At 72.2% G+C, this 18430-nt stretch carries 18 protein-coding genes; 9 read left to right on the top strand and 9 right to left on the bottom strand.

Features of this window, described 5'->3' with window-relative positions:
• The coding region (locus tag GCU69_RS24330) for a helix-turn-helix domain-containing protein (RefSeq protein WP_235978675.1) at positions 1-385 on the bottom strand (385 nt) is incomplete at its 3' end.
• Between the two features lie 197 nt (positions 386-582).
• On the opposite strand from GCU69_RS24330, the gene GCU69_RS24335 reads away from it, so the two are divergent.
• Positions 583-1293 (top strand): DUF4232 domain-containing protein, encoded by a 711-nt coding sequence (locus tag GCU69_RS24335; protein ID WP_098752208.1) that lies wholly within the window; start codon positions 583-585, stop codon positions 1291-1293.
• A 489-nt stretch (positions 1294-1782) separates the two neighbouring features.
• Here GCU69_RS24335 and GCU69_RS24340 read toward each other — a convergent pair whose 3' ends face one another.
• The gene (locus GCU69_RS24340; protein ID WP_098752209.1) at positions 1783-2823 is read right to left on the bottom strand and encodes a glycosyltransferase family 2 protein; all 1041 of its coding nucleotides are present in this window, start codon (positions 2821-2823) and stop codon (positions 1783-1785) included.
• Between the two features lie 151 nt (positions 2824-2974).
• Here GCU69_RS24340 and GCU69_RS24345 point away from each other — a divergent pair, with 151 nt between their 5' ends.
• Positions 2975-4129: an LCP family protein gene (locus GCU69_RS24345; RefSeq protein ID WP_156207187.1), complete on the top strand. Its 1155-nt coding sequence runs from the start codon at positions 2975-2977 to the stop codon at positions 4127-4129.
• A 148-nt stretch (positions 4130-4277) separates the two neighbouring features.
• On the opposite strand, the gene GCU69_RS24350 is transcribed toward GCU69_RS24345, so the two are convergent.
• Positions 4278-4826, bottom strand: a complete 549-nt coding sequence (locus GCU69_RS24350; protein WP_098752212.1) for an acyl-CoA thioesterase — start codon at positions 4824-4826, stop codon at positions 4278-4280.
• 130 nt (positions 4827-4956) lie between these two features.
• On the opposite strand from GCU69_RS24350, the gene GCU69_RS24355 reads away from it, so the two are divergent.
• A complete protein-coding gene (locus tag GCU69_RS24355; protein ID WP_098752213.1) occupies positions 4957-6222 on the top strand; it encodes an LCP family protein in 1266 nt (421 codons plus the stop codon).
• Between the two features lie 155 nt (positions 6223-6377).
• Here the strand turns inward: GCU69_RS24355 and GCU69_RS24360 are convergent, their stop codons facing one another.
• The gene (locus GCU69_RS24360; protein ID WP_098752214.1) at positions 6378-7502 is read right to left on the bottom strand and encodes an acyl-CoA dehydrogenase family protein; all 1125 of its coding nucleotides are present in this window, start codon (positions 7500-7502) and stop codon (positions 6378-6380) included.
• Positions 7503-7725: 223 nt separating this feature from the next.
• On the opposite strand from GCU69_RS24360, the gene GCU69_RS24365 reads away from it, so the two are divergent.
• The 3 genes from GCU69_RS24365 (at position 7726) to GCU69_RS24375 (ending at position 9956) form a co-directional block, all read left to right on the top strand.
• The gene (locus GCU69_RS24365; RefSeq protein ID WP_098752215.1) at positions 7726-9066 is read left to right on the top strand and encodes a UDP-glucose dehydrogenase family protein; all 1341 of its coding nucleotides are present in this window, start codon (positions 7726-7728) and stop codon (positions 9064-9066) included.
• A 144-nt stretch (positions 9067-9210) separates the two neighbouring features.
• On the top strand, positions 9211-9591 hold the full coding sequence (locus tag GCU69_RS24370; RefSeq protein WP_098752216.1) for a VOC family protein: 381 nt from the start codon (positions 9211-9213) through the stop codon (positions 9589-9591).
• A gap of 134 nt (positions 9592-9725) precedes the next feature.
• Positions 9726-9956: a hypothetical protein gene (locus GCU69_RS24375; RefSeq protein ID WP_156207188.1), complete on the top strand. Its 231-nt coding sequence runs from the start codon at positions 9726-9728 to the stop codon at positions 9954-9956.
• An 11-nt stretch (positions 9957-9967) separates the two neighbouring features.
• Here GCU69_RS24375 and GCU69_RS24380 read toward each other — a convergent pair whose 3' ends face one another.
• The 3 genes from GCU69_RS24380 to GCU69_RS24390 all read right to left on the bottom strand — a co-directional run bounded on the left by GCU69_RS24380 (position 9968) and on the right by GCU69_RS24390 (position 12993).
• A complete protein-coding gene (locus GCU69_RS24380) occupies positions 9968-11161 on the bottom strand; it encodes a dipeptidase (RefSeq protein WP_098752218.1) in 1194 nt (397 codons plus the stop codon).
• Between the two features lie 189 nt (positions 11162-11350).
• The gene (gene purE, locus GCU69_RS24385; protein ID WP_098752228.1) at positions 11351-11848 is read right to left on the bottom strand and encodes a 5-(carboxyamino)imidazole ribonucleotide mutase; all 498 of its coding nucleotides are present in this window, start codon (positions 11846-11848) and stop codon (positions 11351-11353) included.
• A 26-nt stretch (positions 11849-11874) separates the two neighbouring features.
• Positions 11875-12993, bottom strand: a complete 1119-nt coding sequence (locus GCU69_RS24390; protein WP_235978676.1) for a 5-(carboxyamino)imidazole ribonucleotide synthase — start codon at positions 12991-12993, stop codon at positions 11875-11877.
• Positions 12994-13204: 211 nt separating this feature from the next.
• Between GCU69_RS24390 and GCU69_RS24395 the strand changes: the two genes are divergently transcribed.
• Positions 13205-13828, top strand: coding sequence for a GtrA family protein (locus GCU69_RS24395; RefSeq protein WP_156207189.1), 624 nt, complete (start codon positions 13205-13207; stop codon positions 13826-13828).
• A 30-nt stretch (positions 13829-13858) separates the two neighbouring features.
• On the opposite strand, the gene GCU69_RS24400 is transcribed toward GCU69_RS24395, so the two are convergent.
• Both GCU69_RS24400 and GCU69_RS24405 read right to left on the bottom strand, forming a co-directional pair.
• Positions 13859-15106 (bottom strand): ATP-binding protein, encoded by a 1248-nt coding sequence (locus GCU69_RS24400; protein ID WP_098752220.1) that lies wholly within the window; start codon positions 15104-15106, stop codon positions 13859-13861.
• A gap of 81 nt (positions 15107-15187) precedes the next feature.
• Positions 15188-15868 carry a response regulator transcription factor gene (locus GCU69_RS24405; RefSeq protein WP_098752229.1) on the bottom strand — a complete coding sequence of 227 codons (681 nt, stop codon included), beginning with the start codon at positions 15866-15868 and terminating at the stop codon, positions 15188-15190.
• A gap of 330 nt (positions 15869-16198) precedes the next feature.
• On the opposite strand from GCU69_RS24405, the gene GCU69_RS24410 reads away from it, so the two are divergent.
• Together GCU69_RS24410 and GCU69_RS24415 are read left to right on the top strand one after the other, a co-directional pair.
• Positions 16199-17710, top strand: a complete 1512-nt coding sequence (locus GCU69_RS24410) for a peptide MFS transporter (protein ID WP_098752221.1) — start codon at positions 16199-16201, stop codon at positions 17708-17710.
• Between the two features lie 242 nt (positions 17711-17952).
• Positions 17953-18156 carry a cold-shock protein gene (locus tag GCU69_RS24415; protein WP_098752222.1) on the top strand — a complete coding sequence of 68 codons (204 nt, stop codon included), beginning with the start codon at positions 17953-17955 and terminating at the stop codon, positions 18154-18156.
• Positions 18157-18430: the final 274 nt, after the last annotated feature.

Genomic DNA, 18430 nt, shown 5'->3' on the forward strand with positions numbered 1-18430 from the left:
CCGGTGCGGGATCGGCCGCCGGTGCGCGTTCGCTCTCCGGCGCGCGCCCGGGCCCCGTCGTCCCGCCGCCGCCCGCCGCCCGCTCCGGTCCCGGCCCCTTGCGCCCCCGCGCCGCGTCCGCCAGGATCCACCGCCGGTGCAGCTCGACCAGTTCCCCGGGGCCCGCCCTGCACACCCGGGCGAGCCGCTCGACCGGCGCGTAGTCGGCCGGCACGGCGCTGCCGTTGCAGTAGCGGTGCAGCGTCGACGTACTCATGTGCAGCCGCTTGGCGAGCACCCCGTAGCTCAGCCCCGAGCGTTCCTTGAGCCCCCGCAGCAGCTCCGCGAACGCCTCCGCGTCTCCGGCGGCACCCGTCGCTCCCGTGGCCCCTGTCGCCCCTGACACCGTTCCCCCTACTCCCTCGAGTCCCGGCGCGTCCCATTCCCGCGTTCCAGGACCCTTACGTTTCCCCTGGTCAAGACCCGTTTCTGCGTTCCGGCATCCCCAACTGCCCGGCTTTCGTGGCGGCTGGGACGGATCAGCCCACAAGCTTCGGTCATCCAAGCACCACACCCACCGCCACACCGAAGGGGCTCACTCACATGTCCAGCGTCCGGAACTTCCGTGCCCGCCTGCTGACCGCCACCGCTGCCGCCGCCGTCGCCACCCTCTCCCTGACCGCGTGCAGCGACGGATCGGGTGCTCGTGCCGAGGGCCCGGCGGGCTCCTCCTCGACCGCGTCGGCCGACTCCGGTTCGTCCACCCCCAACGACGTGCATCCCACCACCGACGGTTCACGGGACTCGGACGGATCCGCGGCGAAGACCCCCGTGTCGGCGAAGAACCCCACGGTCGGCCCCGGCAGCGACGGGGCGCGGGACGCCAAGGGCGTCACCTGCCAGGGCTCCAACACCAAGACGGTCGCGGCCCCGCTCGAGCGCCCCGTGAACCACCTGCTGCTCACGGTCACGAACACCGGCAGCTCCACCTGCCACCTCTACGGCTACCCGGCCCTCCGCTTCGGCGAGGCGCAGTCGGTGCCGCCGGCCATCGAGGCCTCGCACCCGCAGGCGGTCGTGACGCTCGCTCCGGGCGAGTCCGGCTACGCCTCCGTCAGCCTGTCGGCCACCGACGGCAGCGGCACCAACGGCCGCACCGAGGAGTCCCTCACCGTCTTCTTCCAGGGCCGCACCGCCGACGAGGACGTCCCCTCGGCCGCCCGCCCGTCCCTGCCCGCCGGGGGCGTCGCCATCGACGACTCCCTCAAGGTCACGTACTGGCAGCAGTCGCTCGAGGACGCCATCGCCTGGTGAAACCCGGCACGGTCCCCCGGCGGCCCCGGCAGCCCCGGCGGCACCGGGGGACCGCCCGCGCCCGGACCTCCGCGGTCCGGGCTCCGTACCGGGGTCCCGACGCCCGGGCCTCCCCGGTCCGGGCTCCGCGCCCGGGCCCCGGCGCTCGGACCTCCCGGTCCGGGCACCGCGCCCGGGTTTCCGCTGCCCGGGCCCCGGCAGACCTCGGCGGCGGACCTCCGCGTCAGCCCTCTCCCGTCAGGTTCCGCGGTCGGGGCTCCACGGCCGGACCTCCCCGATCGGGCCTGCGCGGTCGGCCCTCGGCGGTCGGACCTTCCTCGGCCGGATCTCCGCGATCGGATCTCCGCGGTCGGATCTCCGCGGTCGGATCTCCGCGGTCGGATCTCCGCGGTCGGATCTCCGCGGTCGGATCTCCGCGGTCGGATCTCCGCGGTCGGATCTCCGCGGTCGGATCTCCGCGGTCGGCCCTCGGCGCTCGGACCTCGGCGGTCAGGCCTCCGCCGTCACCGCCGGGCGGCGGCTCGCGATGACCTTGCGGGCCAGCGAGCGCGGGCTGGTCAGGAAGCCCCAGCCCCACGACATGTGCATGGTGGCGAGCGCGACCGGGATCTGCGCCCGGGCCCGCAGCGGCAGCCCCCTGCCCGCCGGGACCGAGCCCGCGGTGATCGCCGCGAGATAGCCGCCGGGCACGACGAACGCCCAGGGCGTCAGCGCGGCGCCCGCGACCACCCCGGCCGCGATGGCGACAAGGGCGGTCGGCGGCGCGAGATAGCGGAGGTTGATCGAACCGGAGTGGTAGCGGGCGACGACATGCCGCCAGCGGCCGTAGTCCTTGTACTGCTTGGCGAGCGCGCGGACGCTCGGCCTCGGCCGGTACGAGACCTTGAGCTCGGGCGAGAACCAGATCAGCCCGCCCGCCTCGCGGATCCGGAAGTTCAGCTCCCAGTCCTGGGCGCGGATGAATTCCTCGTTGTACCCGCCCTGCTGCTCCAGCGCCTCACGGCGGAACACGCCCAGATAGACGGTGTCGGCCGGGGCCGCCTCGCCACCGGTGTGGAAGGCCGCGTTGCCCACGCCGATCTTCGAGGTCATGGCGGCCGCGACGGCCCGCTCCCAGTCGTTCTCCCCCTCGGCGTGCATGATGCCGCCGACGTTCTGCGCACCGGTCTCCTCCAGCAGCCGCACGGCCGTGGCGATGTAGTCCGGCGAGAGCATGCCGTGCCCGTCGACGCGCACCACGACCGGATGCTTCGAGGCCTTGATGGCGGCGTTCAGCGCGGCGGGGGTGCGGCCGGTCGGGTTGGGGACCGTGTGCACCCGGGAGTCTTCCGCGACGAGCCGGGCGGCGATCTCGTCCGTGCGGTCCGAGGACGGGCCGAGGGCGATCACGACCTCCAGCTCACCGGCGTACTCCTGCTCCAGGATGTGCCGGACGGAGGTGCGCAGGTGCCGTTCCTCGTTGAGCACCGGCATGATCACGGAGACGGCCGGCAGCGGCTGCCCGGAGGGCTGTTCGGGAGAGGCGTTCATCGTTTCTCACGTTACCGCGAACGGGGGACACGCCCGTACCCGCCCGGGTGGCACGGTCCCCCGGGCGGCGTGGGGGCGCGGTCCGCAGATCGTACGGACTTACGGTGTGCCCGGTCCGCCACGACCGTCAGCCCCGCGGAGGTTCCCCCCGATGACCAGTCCGGACGCCCCCTACGGCCCCCGGCGCCGCCCGTCCGCCGGAGAGGACGGGAGACGGCCCGCGAAGAGCCGGGCGCGCTGGGGCCTGCGCCTCGCCGCCTGCACCTCCGCCATCCTGCTCACGGCGGCGGGGGCCGGCCACGCCGTGGTGGGCGGCCTGGAGGCGGCCATCGACCGGATCGACCCGTTCTCGGGACTGGACCAGCGGCCGCGGCAGTCGGCCGGCGACGGCCAGAACTTCCTCGTCGTGGGCACGGACGGCCGCGAGGGCATCACGCCCGAGCAGCGCGAGCGCTACCACCTCGGGGGGGCGCCCTGTCACTGCACGGACACCATCATGCTGGTGCACCTGTCCGCCGACCGGCAGCGGGCGAGCGTCGTGAGCATCCCGCGCGACTCGTACGCGGAGCTGCCCGCGGGCGGCGCCGGCAACCACGGCCGCCCGAGCGCGCCCCGGCCGCTGAAGATCAACGCGGCGTACGCGCAGGGCGGCCCCGGACTGACCGTGCGGGCCGTGGAACACATGACCGGGGTGCACGTCGACCACTATCTGGAGGTCGACTTCACCAGCTTCATGAACACCGTCGACGTGCTCGGCGGCGTCGACATCTGCACGCCCTCCCCGCTGCGCGACTCGCACTCCGGTCTGAGGCTGCCCGCGGGCACCAGCCGCCTCGACGGCGGTGAGGCGCTGCAGTACGTCCGCTCCCGGCAGGTCGACGGCGAGGGCGACATGGGCCGGATGGAACGGCAGCAGCGGTTCCTCGCCGCCCTCGTGGACCGGGCGGGCGAGAGCGGGGTGCTGCTGAACCCGGTGAAGTTCGAGAAGGTCGCCTCCACCCTCCTCGGCTCCGTGCGGGCCGACCGGGGCTTCGGCTCCGAGCAGATGCTCGGGCTGGGCAAGGCGATGCGCGGGTTCACACCGTCCGCGGCCGAGTTCACCTCGGTGCCGGTCGCCGACCCGAGCTATCAGGTGCCGGGGCTCGGCTCGACCGTGAAGTGGGACCGGGAGAGGGCGGGCGACCTCTTCGACGCCATCCGCGCGGACCGTCCGCTCCCCCGGAACCACGGACCGAGGTCATCGGCGCCGGGTGACGGGGCTCACGGACCCGAGGTGGTGCGGGGCGACGAGGCGGTCTGCGACTGACCGGCGCGACCGCGGCGCGCGGCGGGCCGCGAACGGACACGGCAACGGACACGGCAACGGGCGGGCGGGCGCGGAAAACGGCCCGGCGCGGATACGCAGTCGCCCCGGCCCGGGGCCCCCGGCCCCGGGCCTCGATCCCCGCCCCCGCTCAGTCCTCGATGCCCTCGGCGGCCCGCCGGTCCCGCAGCTCCTTGATGGCGCGGCGGCGCGCCAGCCGGTGCGTACGGCGGATCTGCGCCTCCTGGTAGCGGCGCCGGTCCCGCTCCGTCTCCGGTACGACCTGGGGCACCTGCCGCGGCTTGCCGTCCGCGTCGACCGCGGCGAACACGAGATAGGCGCTGCCGACCTGGGTGGCGGGCGTCGACTCGTTCCAGCGCTCGGCCATGACCCGCACACCGACCTCCATCGAGGACCGGCCCGTCCAGTTGACCTGGGCCTTCACATGCACCAGATCGCCGACGCGCACCGGCTCCAGGAAGACCATCTCGTCCATCGAGGCCGTGACCGCGGGCCCGCCCGAGTGCCGCCCCGCGACGGCGCCCGCCGCGTCGTCCACCAGCTTCATGATCACACCGCCGTGCACCGTGCCCAGCAGATTGGTGTCGTTGCCGGTCATGATGTGCGACAGGGTGGTACGGGACGCGCTGGTGGGCTTACCCGGAATCGTCTCTTCCGGGCTGAGGGCCTGATCGGTCATGGCTTCAACTGTATGCGCCCGAGAAGCCCGCCCCGGACACGGCGGTTTTTGCATCAGCTTCGCTACAGCCTCTGTTGTATTCGCCACCCGCCCTGTGAACCGGAGGGTCGTGGCGTGCACACTTCCCCCTATGAATGACTGGCCCCAGGGATGGACCGCCGACAACAGGGACGGCTACGGACGCGGAAGCGCCGCCGCCAGACCCGAGGGCGCACGCCCCATGCGCCATGTGCAGCGGGGCGGTGCCCCCCACGGCGGGCCGGCCGAACCGCCGATGCCGCCGGGAGCGCCGCCGCGGGGCCGGGTGCCCGCGCAGCAGTCCCAGGGGTATGACGACTATCACGACGGCTACGGTGACGGATACAACACCGGCCAGGTGTACGGCGGCCGCGGCGGCGACCCGTACGGCAGCCCGCGACCCGACTGGGGACGCCGGGTCAAGGCGGGCATCCTCACGCTGGTCGTCGTCTTTCTCGCCGCCTCGGTCGGCACCTACTTCTGGGCCGACTCCAAGCTGCGCCGCGAGGTCGACCTCGGCATCGTCCAGGACCGGCCGGAGGCCGGCGAGGGCACCAACTACCTGATCGTCGGCTCCGACAGCCGCGACGGGCTGGACGACGAGGACAAGAAGCGGCTGCACACCGGCACGGTCGAGGGCAAGCGGACCGACTCGATGATGATCCTGCATGTCGGCGACAACGGGAACACCATGGTCTCGCTGCCGCGCGACTCCTGGGTCACCATTCCGGAGTTCACCGGCTCCGAGAGCGGCAAGAACCTCCCGTCGCCCGGCGCCAACAAGCTCAACGCGTCGTATTCCATGGACGGTGCGCCGCTGCTGGTCCGGACCGTCGAGCACAACACCGGGCTGAAGATCGACCACTACGCCGAGATCGGCTTCGGCGGCTTCGCCAACATCGTCGACGCGGTCGGCGGCGTCGAGATGGACATCCCCCGGGACATCAAGGACAAGAACTCCGGCGCGGACCTGAAGAAGGGCAAGCAGACCCTCGACGGCGCGCAGGCGCTCGCGTTCGTCCGCAACCGCTACGAGGCGGGCAGCGACCTGGAGCGGACCAAGAACCAGCAGAAGTTCCTGTCCGCGCTCGCCTCGCAGACCGCGACCCCGTCCACGGTCCTCAACCCGTTCAAGCTCTACCCGACCATGGGCGCGGGCCTGGACACCCTGGTCGTGGACAAGGAGATGGGCCTGTTCGACCTGGCCGAGATGTTCTGGGCGATGAAGGGCATCACCAGCGGCGAGGGCAAGTCGATGAACATGCCGATCTCCGGCTCCGCCCCGCAGGGCTCCCTGAAGTGGGACATGACGAAGGTCGAGCAGCTGGTCTCGGAGCTGAGGAACGACGAGAAGGTCACCGTCACCGACGAGCAGTGACCGCTTCCGCCCCTCACCGGACCCGCCCCGCCCCGTCACCCGGCACGTCCGTCCCGGACCCGGCCCGTCCGCACCGGCACGAGCACGTCCGCGCCCCCGCCGCTCCCGTCCCGGAGCGGCGGGGGCGCGGACGTGTCCGGCGCGGGGCACGGCGGCTACTTGGGCAGGTTGCGCGCCATCACGATGCGCTGCACCTGGTTGGTGCCCTCGTAGATCTGCGTGATCTTGGCGTCGCGCATCATGCGCTCCACCGGGTAGTCCCGGGTGTAGCCGTAGCCGCCGAGCAGCTGGACGGCGTCGGTGGTGATCTCCATCGCGGCGTCGGAGGCGTAGCACTTGGCCGCGGCACCGAAGAACGTCAGGTCCTCCGGCCCGCCCCCGGCGGAGACGCGCTCGGACTTCGCGGCGGCCGCGTAGGTGAGCTGCCGGGCGGCCTCCAGCTTCATGGCCATGTCGGCCAGCATGAACTGGACGCCCTGGAAGTCGCCGATCGGCTTGCCGAACTGCTGGCGCTCCTGGACGTAGCCCTTGGCGTAGTCGAGGGCGCCCTGGGCGATGCCGAGGGCCTGGGCCGCGATGGTGATCCGGGTGTGGTCCAGGGTCTTCATGGCGGTCGCGAAGCCGGTCCCCTCCTCGCCGATCATGCGGTCGGCGGGGATGCGGACGTTGTCGAGGTAGACCTCGCGGGTCGGGGAGCCCTTGATGCCGAGCTTCTTCTCCGGGGCGCCGAAGGAGACGCCCTCGTCGGACTTCTCGACGACGAAGGCGGAGATGCCCTTGGAGCGCTTCTCGGGGTCGGTGACGGCCATCACCGTGTAGAACTCGCTCACGCCCGCGTTGGTGATCCAGCGCTTGACGCCGTTGAGCACCCAGAAGTCGCCGTCGCGGACGGCCCTGGTCTTCATGCCGGCGGCGTCGGAGCCCGCGTCCGGCTCGGAGAGGCAGTACGAGAACATCGCGTCGCCCTTGGCGAGCGGGCCCAGGTACTTCTTCTTCAGCTCCTCGGAGCCGGAGAGCGCGACCGGGAGCGAGCCGAGCTTGTTGACCGCCGGGATCAGCGAGGAGGAGGCGCACACGCGGGCGACCTCCTCGATGACGATCACGGTGGCGAGGGCGTCGGCGCCCGCTCCTCCGTAGGACTCCGGTACGTGGACCGCGTGCAGGTCGTTCGCCGTCAGGGCGTCCAGCGCCTCCTGCGGGAAGCGGCCCTCCTCGTCGACCTCGGCGGCGAAGGGCGCGATCTTGGCCTCGCAGAGCGCACGCACCGAGTCGCGGAGCATGTCGTGCTCCTCGGCCGGCCGGTAGAGGTCGAATGCGTCGGCTGTGCTCTTCCCAGCGGGCAAGATGTCCTCACTCCCAGATGCTAACTACCGTTAAGTAACCGCATTCTACGGCCGGGCCCGGGGACGGGCATACGTGAGTTGGGCGACAGCGGGAACGCTGCCCCGCGCGCCCGGCGGATATGCTCGGGCCCGTCCGTTCCCACCCCACCGCGGAGTACCCATGGCACCCAAGATCACCGTGATCGGCACCGGCTATCTCGGCGCGACACACGCCGCCGCCATGGCCGAGCTGGGCTTCGAGGTGCTGGGCCTGGACATCTCCCGGGAGAAGATCGAACTGCTCTCCGCGGGCCGGGTGCCGATGTACGAGCCGGGCCTGGAGGAGCTGCTCGGCAAGCACGTGGCGGGGATCGAGGGGTCCAGCGGGCGGCTGCGCTTCACGACCTCGTACGAGGAGGTCGCGGAGTTCGGTGACGTCCACTTCGTCTGCGTGAACACCCCGCAGAAGCACGGCGAGTACGCCTGTGACATGAGTTACGTCGACAGCGCCTTCGAGTCGCTGGCCCCGCATCTGCGCCGCCCCGCCCTGGTGGTCGGCAAGTCCACCGTCCCGGTCGGCAGCGCCGCGCGGCTCGCGGCCCGGCTCGCCGAGGCCGCCCCCGCGGGTGCCGACGCCGAGCTGGCCTGGAACCCGGAGTTCCTGCGCGAGGGGTTCGCGGTCAAGGACACCCTGCACCCGGACCGGATCGTCGTCGGTGTGGCGAGCGAGCGCGCGGAGAAGCAGCTGCGCGAGGTGTACGCGAAGCCGCTCGCCGAGGGTTCGCCGTTCGTCGTCACCGACTTTCCCACCGCCGAGCTGGTGAAGACCTCGGCCAACTCCTTCCTGGCCACCAAGATCTCCTTCATCAACGCCATGGCGGAGGTCTGCGAGGCCGCCGACGGCGACGTGGTGAAGCTCGCCGAGGCCATCGGGCACGACGAGCGGATCGGCAAGAAGTTCCTGCGCGCCGGGATCGGCTTCGGCGGCGGCTGCCTGCCGAAGGACATCCGCGCCTTCATGGCGCGCGCGGGCGAGCTGGGCGCCTCGCAGGCGCTGATGTTCCTGCGCGAGGTCGACTCGATCAACATGCGCCGCCGCGGCCACATGGTCGAGCTGACCCGCGAGGCGGTGGGCGGCAGCTTCCTCGGCACCCGTGTCGCGGTGCTCGGCGCCACCTTCAAGCCGGACTCCGACGACGTACGGGACTCCCCCGCGCTCAACGTCGCCGGGCAGATCCATCTCCAGGGCGGCCAGGTCACGGTCTACGACCCGAAGGGCATGGACAACGCGCGCGCCCTCTTCCCGACCCTCGGCTACGCGCCCAGCGCGCTGGAGGCGGTGCGCGGCGCGGACGCGGTGCTGCACCTGACGGAGTGGAAGGAGTTCCGCGAGCTGGACCCGGCGGAGCTGGGCGAGGCCGTGGCGGAGCGCCGGATCCTGGACGGGCGGAACGCGCTCGACGCGGACGTGTGGCGCGAGGCGGGCTGGGTGTACCGCGCGCTGGGCCGGCCCCGGGCGTAGGTTCCGGCCCGGCCCGGCCCGGATCGCGCTCGGTGAGGCGGCGGGATCCGGGGGGTGCGGCGGAAACCGGGGGTTTGGGAACCGCGCTCCGGTCAACTCGGAGGGGGCTTCCCCCGCTGTCCGTCCCTACGCCGAGGAGCAACGATGGCCATCGCCAGCACGGGCTGGGTCGTGTTCGACTGCCGGGATCCGCACGAGCTGGCCCGGTTCTATCTCGGCGTGCTGGGCGGCGATGTCGACTCGGCGAACAGCAACGACAACTGGGTGCAGGTGGTCACCGCCGACGGGACGCAGCTGGGGTTCCAGCGGGTGCCCGACTTCGTCCCCCCGGAGTGGCCCTCGCCGGAGCACTCGCAGCAGCTCCACCTCGACCTGCGGGCCACCGACCGGGAGGAGGCGGAGCGGCAGGTCCTCGCGCTCGGCGCCCGGGCCCTGGACACGGACGACGAGGGCGGCAAGCGCGACTTCCGCGTCTACGCCGATCCGGCCGGCCACCCCTTCTGCTTCGTCTACGGCCAGGGCTGAGCGCGTTCGTCCACGGCCAGGGCTGAACACGGTGCACCGGGCGTGGCACCGTAATGCGGTTGCCGCCCGGTGCGTCCCCCGGGACACTCGGCCCGGCGGCGGTCGCCGCGCGTTCCGTGCCGGGGAGGGCACCGATGGCAGCACCGCGGGGCTTCGCGTACGAGGAACTGGCCGACCGCAGCGTCGTCATCCGGCACCACGGGCGGAAGGCAACGACCCTGCGCGGCGGCCGGGCCGCGCGCTTCACCGCCGAAGCGGCGGCCGGTGACCCGCAGCTGGTGATGGCCCGCTGGACGGGCGACTACCGGCACGGCAACGAGCGCGCCGCCCGGCAGCACCCGCGCAACGCCGCCCGCCGCCGCTGACGCCGGGCCGCTCAGCCGTCCAGCTCCTCCAGTGTCGCGTTCGACGGCGCGCGCCGGGTGCGCAGATCGCGTGCGACGGCCTCCGCGTCCCGCAGCGTACGCACCGCGTTCTGCCAGGTCAGCTTGGCCAGGTCGGGGCGTGACCAGCCGCGGCGCAGCAGCTCCGCGACCAGGTTCGGATAACCCGCGACGTCCTCCAGACCGGTGGGGGTGAACGCCGTGCCGTCGTAGTCGCCGCCGATGCCGATGTGGTCGACGCCCGCGACCTCCCGCATGTGGTCGAGGTGGTCGGCGACCGTGGCGACACCGGCCCGCGGCCGCGGGTTCCGCTCCTCGTAGGCGCGCTGCACCGCCATGCCCTGCTCGGTGGTGTCGAGTGGGTGCAGCCCGTGCGCGCGCATGTTCGCGTCGGCGCCCGCCGTCCACTCGACCGCCGCGGGCAGCACGAACTTCGGCACAAAGGTCACCATCGCGGTGCCGCCGTTGCCGGGGAGCAGGCCGAGCACGTCGTCGGGGATGTTGCGGGGATGGTCGCAGACGGCGCGCGCGGAGGAGTGCGAGAAGACGACGGGCGCCTCCGTGACGCGCAGCGCGTCCCGCATGGTGCCGGCGGACACATGGGAGAGGTCGACCAGCATGCCGCACCGGTTCATCTCCCGTACGACCTCCTCGCCGAAGCGGGTCAGGCCGCCCGCCCGGGGTTCGTCGGTCGCCGAGTCGGCCCACGCGATGTTGTCGTTGTGGGTGAGCGTCATGTAGCGCACGCCCAGCGCGTACAGCGCCCGGAGCGTGGCGAGCGAGCAGTTGATGCTGTGGCCGCCCTCGGCGCCCATCAGGGAGGCGATACGGCCCTCGGTGCGGGCCGCTTCCATGTCGTCGGCGGTCAGGGCGCGGCGCAGCTCGGCCGGGTAGCGGTCGATCAGTTGGGCCACGACGTCGATCTGTTCGAGGGTGGCGCTGACGGCCCGGTCCCCGTCGTAGTCGGAGCGGACGTAGACGGACCAGAACTGCGCGCCGACGCCGCCGGCCCGCAGCCGGGGGATGTCGGTGTGCAGATGGGCCGACTGGTCCCGCGCGACGTCCCGGCGGGACAGGTCGTAGCGGACCTGCTCGCGCAGCGCCCACGGGAGGTCGTTGTGTCCGTCGACGACGGGGTGGCCGGCGAGCAGCGCGCGGGCCTCGGCGAGAAGGTCGTGATCATTCATGCCCGGCATTCTGCCCCGCCGGGACCGGGACCGGCCCGGGGGCGGGGCGGGGGCGGGGCGCCCGGGCGGGGCCGGACCGCCGCCGTCGGCGGACCACCCGGCCCGGGGCCGTCCCGGCGGTGCCGGGGTCCGGAACCGGTGGTGCCGGGGTCCGGAACCGGCGGTGCCGGGACCGGAAAGGCGCCGGTCTCAGCCCCCGAAGCCGAATCCAGCCGCTCCGTCGACCTTGGCCCGCAGCCGCTTGCCCTTCTCCGACGCCTCCTCGTTGAGCTTCGTCTGGAAGTCCCGCATCCGCTCCCGCAGCTCCGGGTCGTGGGCGGCGAGCATCCGTACGGCGAGCAGGCCCGCGTTGCGGGCGCCCGCGACGGACACGGTGGCGACGGGCACCCCGGCGGGCATCTGCACGATGGAGAGCAGGCTGTCCATGCCGTCGAGGTGCTTCAGCGGCACCGGCACGCCGATCACCGGGAGGGGAGTGACGGAGGCCAGCATGCCCGGGAGGTGGGCGGCACCGCCGGCGCCGGCGATGACCGCCTTGAGACCGCGCTCGGCGGCCTGCTCTCCGTACGCGATCATCTCGTGCGGCATCCGGTGCGCGGAGACGACGTCGACCTCGTGCGGGATCTCGAACTCGTCGAGGGCCTGGGCCGCGGCCTCCATCACCGGCCAGTCGGAGTCGGAGCCCATCACGATGCCGACGGCGGGGTTGGTCGTCACTCGGTGATCGTCCCTCGGAGGTAGCCGGCGGCGTGGGCGGCGCGCTCGCGCACGTCGGCCAGGTCGTCGCCGTAGGTGTTGACGTGGCCGACCTTGCGGCCGGGCTTCACGTCCTTGCCGTACATGTGGATCTTGAGCTGCGGGTCCCGGGCCATGCAGTGCAGATACGCGGCGTACATGTCGGGGTAGTCGCCGCCGAGGACGTTGGCCATGACCGTCCAGGTGGCGCGGGGCCGCGGGTCGCCGAGCGGCAGGTCGAGCACGGCCCGGACGTGGTTGGCGAACTGCGAGGTGACGGCGCCGTCCTGGGTCCAGTGCCCGGAGTTGTGGGGGCGCATGGCCAGCTCGTTGACCAGCAGCCGGCCGTCGCGGGTCTCGAACAGCTCGACCGCGAGGTGCCCGACGACGCCCAACTCCTTGGCGACGGTCAGCGCCAGCTCCTGGGCCTGCGCGGACAGTGCGCCGGACAGGCCCGGCGCGGGCGCGATGACCGTGTCGCAGACGCCGCCGACCTGGATCGACTCGACGACGGGGTAGGCGACGGCCTGGCCGTGCGGGGAGCGCACGACGTTCGCCGCCAGCTCGCGGGCGAAGTCGACCTTCTCCTCGGCGAGCACGGGGACGCCCGCCTTGAACGGCTCCGCCGCCTCGGCCTCGCCGGAGACCACCCACACGCCCTTGCCGTCGTAGCCGCCCCGGACGGTCTTGAGGACCACCGGGAAGCCGTCGCCCTCCTCGGCGAAGCGGGTGACGTCGGCCGGGTCCGCCACGATCCGGTGCCGGGGGCAGGGCACGCCGATCTCGCCCAGCCGGGCCCGCATCACGCCCTTGTCCTGGGCGTGCACGAGCGCGTCCGGGCCGGGCCGGACCGGGATGCCGTCGGCTTCCAGCGCGCGCAGATGCCCGGTCGGCACATGCTCGTGATCGAACGTGATCACGTCACAGCCTTGTGCGAAAGCACGAAGGGTCTCCAGGTCGCGGTGGTCGCCGACGACGACCTCGCTCACCACCTGGGCCGCGGAGTCCTGCGGGGTGTCGCTGAGGAGCTTGAACCTGATGCCGAGGGGGATGCCCGCCTCGTGGGTCATACGGGCGAGCTGACCGCCGCCGACCATGCCGACTACCGGAAACGTCACGTGCCCCAGGGTAGCCGCCCGCCGGAGCGCCGCCTCCGGCCGGGGAGTTTCGTAGGATCCTCCACCGCGGATCGCCCCTGGTGGCGGGCTCGATCGCGGCGATACGCGCCCGGGGCGACGGAATGCGTGGTTAGCATGAAACCCGGAAACACCGCCCGGGGCCGCCGAACGACGGAGTGAAACGATCGCCATGACTGAACGGCCCTCGCTGCGTACGCGGCTCCGGGGGCTGGCGCACGAAGTGGGCAAGTTCGGCGCGGTCGGCGCGGTCGGCACGCTGGTCAACTTCCTCGTCTTCAACCTCTGCGTGCACGGCTTCGGCCTCGCGGTCGTACGCTCCGGCGTGATCGCCACGGTCGTCGCGATCGGCACCAACTACCTGGGCAACCGGCACTGGACGTACCGCGACTCCGACAAGAGCCGGCAGAGCCGGGAGCTGACACTTTTCGCCGTCTTCAGCGGCGTCGGCCTGGTCATCGAGAACGGCACCCTCGCCATCTCGCACTACGCCCTCGGGTACACCTCGACCCTCGCGGACAACCTGGCGAAGAACGTGATCGGGGTGGGCATCGCCTCGGTGTTCCGTTTCTGGTCGTACCGGACCTGGGTGTTCCGGGCGCTGCCGGAGCCGGTGCCGGAGCCGGAGGCCGTGCCCGTTCCGGCGCAGGGCACCGGCGCGGGCGGCGGAAACGGCGCGGGGCCCGGTTCGGGTTCTGTTGCCGGTACTGCTGCCGGTTCTGCCGCCGGTACTGCTGCCCGTTCCGGTTCCGCGAGCGGGAGCCCGCGGCGCGCCCGGCCGGTGCTGCGCCGCTGAGGGGCGCCGCCCGAACCCGCCCCGGCGCCGCTACCGCTGGTGCGCGCCCCCGTCGCGGCTCAGGAACAGCGCGAACACCGGCGGCCGCTGCTGGAGCAGTTCCAGCCGGCCCCCGTCCGCCTCCGCCAGGTCCCGGGCCACCGCCAGCCCGATCCCCGTGGAGTTGCGGCCGCTGACCGTCCGCTCGAAGACCCGGGCCCCGAGGTCCGGCGAGACGCCCGGCCCAGCGTCCGTGACCTCGACGACGACCTGGTTGCCGGTCACCCGGGTGCGCAGGGCGACCGGTCCCGCGCCGTGCATCAGGGAGTTCTCGATCAGCGCGGCCAGCACCTGCGCCACCGCGCCGGGCGTGCCGACCGCCCGCAGCCCCTTCTTGCCCGAGCAGACGAGGGCCCGCCCGGCGCTGCGGTACGCCGGGCGCCACTCCTCCACCTGCTGCTTGACGACCTCGTCCAGGTCGAACGTGACGGCCGAACCGGAACGCGGGTCGCGCGACTTGGTGAGCAGCCGCTGCACCACATCGGTCAGCCGCTCCACCTGGCCCAGCGCGATGGCCGCCTCCTCCTTCACCGTCTCCGGGTCGTCGGTGGCCGAGATCTCCTCCAGCCGCATGGACAGCGCGGTCAGCGGCGTGCGGAGCTGGTGTGAGGCGTCCGCCGCCAGCCGCCGTTCCGCGGTGAGCATCCGGCCGATGCGCTCGGCACTGGAGTCGAGGACGTCGGCGACCCGGTCCAGCTCGGGCACCCCGTACCGGCGGTGGCGCGGCCGGGGGTCGCCGGAGCCGAGCCGTTCGGCGGTGTCGGCGAGGTCCGTGAGCGGCGCGGTCAGCCGGCGGGCCTGCCGTACGGCGAGCAGGACGGCCGCGAGGACGGCGAGCAGCGAGACGGCGAGGATGATGACCACGGTGCGGCCGATCTCCTGGCGCACGGTGTCCGCCGATTCCTGGACGACGATCCGCTCGCCCTCCTCGCCGGTCGCCTCGGCCTCGATGACGTCCCCCTCGGGACGTTCGCCGACCTCGACGTCCGGCTGTCCGGGCAGCTCGACGCGGGCGTAGCGGTCGGTGGTGATCTGCTCGCGCAGCACCTCGCCCGCGATCCGCTCACCGCCGACCAGCCGGCCGTTGACGATGCTCATCAGCCGGACGGCCTCGGACTCGACGCTCTCCTGGGCGCCGTTCTCGATCGTCCGGGTCTCGACCAGGACCAGCGAGATCCCGAAGACGGCGATCACGACGAGCACCACGGCGAGCGTGGAGTTGATCAGACGACGGCGCACGTTTGCCCTCCGGGCGGGGATGTCACACGGCCTGGGGCGCCGGCCCGGCGGCTCCTCTCCGGGAGCGGGGACGGGAGCCCGTCAGCTCTTCTCGAAGCGGAAGCCGACACCGCGGACCGTGGAGATGTAGCGGGGATTGGCGGCGTCGTCCCCGAGTTTCTTGCGCAGCCAGGAGATGTGCATGTCGAGCGTCTTGGTGGACGACCACCAGGTGGTGTCCCACACCTCGCGCATCAGCTGGTCGCGGGTGACGACCCGGCCCGCGTCCCGCACGAGCACCCGCAGCAGGTCGAACTCCTTGGCCGTGAGCTGCAGCTCCTCCTCGCCCATCCAGGCGCGGTGCGACTCGACGTCGATGCGTACGCCGTGCGGCGCGGGTGCGGGCTGCGGGATCTCGGCGACGCCGCGGCGCAGCAGGGCCCGGACCCGGGCGAGCAGTTCGGCGAGCCGGAAGGGCTTGGTGACGTAGTCGTCGGCGCCCGCGTCGAGGCCCACCACGGTGTCGACCTCGTCGGCCCGGGCGGTGAGCACCAGGATGGGGAAGGAGTGGCCCTCGTTGCGCAGCCGGCGGGCCACCTCCAGGCCGTCCATGTCCGGCAGTCCCAGATCGAGGACGAGCAGGTCGACGGCGCCCTGCAACCCGGCGTCGAGCGCGGCGGGGCCGTCCTCGCGCACCTCGACCTCGTATCCCTCGCGGCGCAGGGCGCGGGCGAGCGGCTCCGAGATCGACGCGTCATCCTCGGCGAGCAGTACACGGGTCATGGGGTGATGGTAGACCGCGGTGCCGGTGGCCCGGGCGGACCGCGGCACCCCCTGCGGTTCGGGCCGGAACGGGTGCCACTACCTTCGAAACCGCGTCATCGGTTCCAGCTTCCCCTGTGATCCATCTCTCAAGTCCTTCCATAGGGGCCTTTGGGATGACGTAAGGTCGGCCGTCGTCCGTACCATGATGCGGGGTCATTGGTCACACCATGTACCAAAGATCCCCCTTTGCTGCGCGGGGCCGGTACAGCTGGCCGTGACAGCACCCCCCACACAAAGGACGCGCTCCCCGGCCGGGTCGCGCGTCCCGAGCGAGCAAGGAACCGATCCATGGCGTCCAGCCTGACGAAGGACGGCGCGCCGCAGGACACCCCTGCGGGCGGCAAGACCTTCTTCGGCCACCCCCGCGGCCTGGCCACTCTCTTCATGACCGAGATGTGGGAGCGCTTCTCCTGGTACGGGATGCGCGCGCTCCTCACGCTCTACCTGATCGCCGGAGTGCTCGACGGGCCGCTGCAGGACCGCGAGGTCCTCGCCGCCGCGATCTACGGCGTCTACAACGCTCTCGTCTACATGCTGGCCATGCCCGGCGGCTGGATCGCCGACCGGCTCTGGGGCGCCCGCAAGGCCGTCCTCGTCGGCGGCATCGTGATCGCGGCCGGCCACTTCGTGCTGGCGATCCCGGCCGACGCGGCCTTCTTCTGCGGCCTGCTGCTGATCGCGGTCGGCACCGGCCTGCTGAAGCCGAACATCTCCGCCATGGTCGGCGACCTCTACAAGACGAGCGACAGCGCCCGCCGCGACGCCGGCTTCACGCTCTTCTACATGGCGATCAACATCGGCGGCTTCGCGGCCCCGCTGGTGGTCGGCACCGTCGGCCAGAAGGTCGACTGGCACCTGGGCTTCGCAATCGCCGGTGTCGGCATGACGCTGGCCGTCGTGCAGTACGTCCTCGGCGGGCGGCACCTCGGCGACATCGGCAAGCTGCCGCCGACCCCGGCCACGCCCGAGGAGCGGCGCACGGCGCTGCGCCGGGTGCTGCTCTGGACCGCCGTCGCGGCCGTGGCGCTGCTGCTGGACGTGCTGCTCGGCACGTTCCACATCGAGCACATCGTCAACCTGATGGCCGTGCTCGGCGTCGTCGTGCCGATCGTCTACTTCGCGGTGATGTTCCGCAGCCCGTCCCTGGACCGCACGGAGCGGCCCAAGGTCGTCGCCTTCATGTGGTTCTTCATCACGTCCGTGCTGTTCTGGATGATCTACGACCAGTCCGGCTCGCTGCTGACGATCTTCGCGGACGGCAAGACCGACCGCATGATCGGCGGCTGGGAGTTCCCGGCGAGCTGGTTCCAGTCCGTGAACCCGGCGTACATCATCGTCCTCGCGCCGCTGTTCGCCACCTTCTGGGTGTGGCTCGCCAAGCGGAACCGCGAGCCCAACACGGTCACCAAGTTCGCCCTGGCCATGCTGCTGATCGCGGGCTCGTTCGGGATCATGGGCCTGGCCGGTGCCGCCGCCGCGGGCAGCGAGACCGGCAAGGTCACCGTGTTCTGGCTGCTGGCGGTCTACCTGGTGCAGACGATCGGTGAGCTGTGCCTCTCCCCGGTGGGCCTGTCGCTGTCGACCAAGCTGGCCCCGCCGCAGTTCATGAGCCAGATCATGGGCCTGTGGTTCCTCGCCACGGCGACCGGCAACGCCCTCAACGGCTGGGCCGTCAAGCTGAACGCCCCGATGGGCGACGCGGCGTACTACACGATGTGGGCGCTCATAGCGGCGGGAGCCGGAGTGGCCTTCCTGCTGGCGTCGAAGAAGATCCGCGCCCTCATGGGCGACGTGCACTGACCCGCACGCATCCCGGTCCCACCACGGCCGGAGGCCCGCCGCGGCACGCTGCCCGGCAAGCCTCCGGCCGTTGTGCTACGGTTGACCCAGTTGCAGTTGTGGTACCCAAGAATTTGTGCGCCTGGGAAATTGTGATCCCAGGCGCTCTTTCTTTTCCGGAGGCATTCCGGAGTGGGGCGATCATCTCGACGATTCGGAGCCGTAGCGTGCGGCTTCGTAGGATCCCCATGAAGGAGAAAATTATGGCTTCCGGCACCGTGAAGTGGTTCAACTCGGAAAAGGGCTTCGGCTTCCTGGAGCAGGACGGCGGCGGCCCCGACGTCTTCGCCCACTACTCCAACATCGACGCCCAGGGCTTCCGTGAGCTCCTCGAGGGCCAGAAGGTGGAGTTCGACGTCACGCAGGGCCCCAAGGGCCCGCAGGCGGAGAACATCCGCGCCCTCTGATGGGCTGAGCGCCCCGGCGCTCCGCCGGTGCGAGTTCACCACTCGCACCGGTCACCCAACATCGCGCAACGGGCCCGCACCGGACGGTGCGGGCCCCTTGCGTGCCCCCGAGCTCCCTGCCGCGGGGAGTTCCGCGCCCCCGGGCGCGGTCCGTCCCGTACGTCGACGAGCTCGCCCGCCGCAGGAAGGCTTTGCATGTACACCACCCCGTCCCACTCCGGAGCTTCGGCCTCGGGCCGCTCCCGCTCCGGCCGGCCGGCCTCCGGCTCCGCCC

The organism is Streptomyces lycii (assembly GCF_009735685.1).
GTDB classification, from domain to species: domain Bacteria; phylum Actinomycetota; class Actinomycetes; order Streptomycetales; family Streptomycetaceae; genus Streptomyces; species Streptomyces lycii.

Excerpts from the sequence above, each read along its gene's own strand:
- GCU69_RS24405 (WP_098752229.1), bottom strand. The coding sequence starts at position 15,868 with ATGACCCGTGTACTGCTCGCCGAGGATGACGCGTCGATCTCGGAGCCG.
- GCU69_RS24370 (WP_098752216.1), top strand. The coding sequence starts at position 9,211 with ATGGCCATCGCCAGCACGGGCTGGGTCGTGTTCGACTGCCGGGATCCG.
- GCU69_RS24410 (WP_098752221.1), top strand. The coding sequence starts at position 16,199 with ATGGCGTCCAGCCTGACGAAGGACGGCGCGCCGCAGGACACCCCTGCG.
- GCU69_RS24345 (WP_156207187.1), top strand. The coding sequence starts at position 2,975 with ATGACCAGTCCGGACGCCCCCTACGGCCCCCGGCGCCGCCCGTCCGCC.
- GCU69_RS24390 (WP_235978676.1), bottom strand. The coding sequence starts at position 12,993 with ATGGTCGGCGGCGGTCAGCTCGCCCGTATGACCCACGAGGCGGGCATC.
- GCU69_RS24355 (WP_098752213.1), top strand. The coding sequence starts at position 4,957 with ATGAATGACTGGCCCCAGGGATGGACCGCCGACAACAGGGACGGCTAC.
- GCU69_RS24375 (WP_156207188.1), top strand. The coding sequence starts at position 9,726 with ATGGCAGCACCGCGGGGCTTCGCGTACGAGGAACTGGCCGACCGCAGC.
- GCU69_RS24415 (WP_098752222.1), top strand. The coding sequence starts at position 17,953 with ATGGCTTCCGGCACCGTGAAGTGGTTCAACTCGGAAAAGGGCTTCGGC.
- GCU69_RS24350 (WP_098752212.1), bottom strand. The coding sequence starts at position 4,826 with ATGACCGATCAGGCCCTCAGCCCGGAAGAGACGATTCCGGGTAAGCCC.
- GCU69_RS24340 (WP_098752209.1), bottom strand. The coding sequence starts at position 2,823 with ATGAACGCCTCTCCCGAACAGCCCTCCGGGCAGCCGCTGCCGGCCGTC.
- GCU69_RS24360 (WP_098752214.1), bottom strand. The coding sequence starts at position 7,502 with ATGCTCCGCGACTCGGTGCGTGCGCTCTGCGAGGCCAAGATCGCGCCC.
- GCU69_RS24395 (WP_156207189.1), top strand. The coding sequence starts at position 13,205 with ATGACTGAACGGCCCTCGCTGCGTACGCGGCTCCGGGGGCTGGCGCAC.
- GCU69_RS24380 (WP_098752218.1), bottom strand. The coding sequence starts at position 11,161 with ATGAATGATCACGACCTTCTCGCCGAGGCCCGCGCGCTGCTCGCCGGC.
- purE (WP_098752228.1), bottom strand. The coding sequence starts at position 11,848 with ATGGGCTCCGACTCCGACTGGCCGGTGATGGAGGCCGCGGCCCAGGCC.
- GCU69_RS24335 (WP_098752208.1), top strand. The coding sequence starts at position 583 with ATGTCCAGCGTCCGGAACTTCCGTGCCCGCCTGCTGACCGCCACCGCT.
- GCU69_RS24365 (WP_098752215.1), top strand. The coding sequence starts at position 7,726 with ATGGCACCCAAGATCACCGTGATCGGCACCGGCTATCTCGGCGCGACA.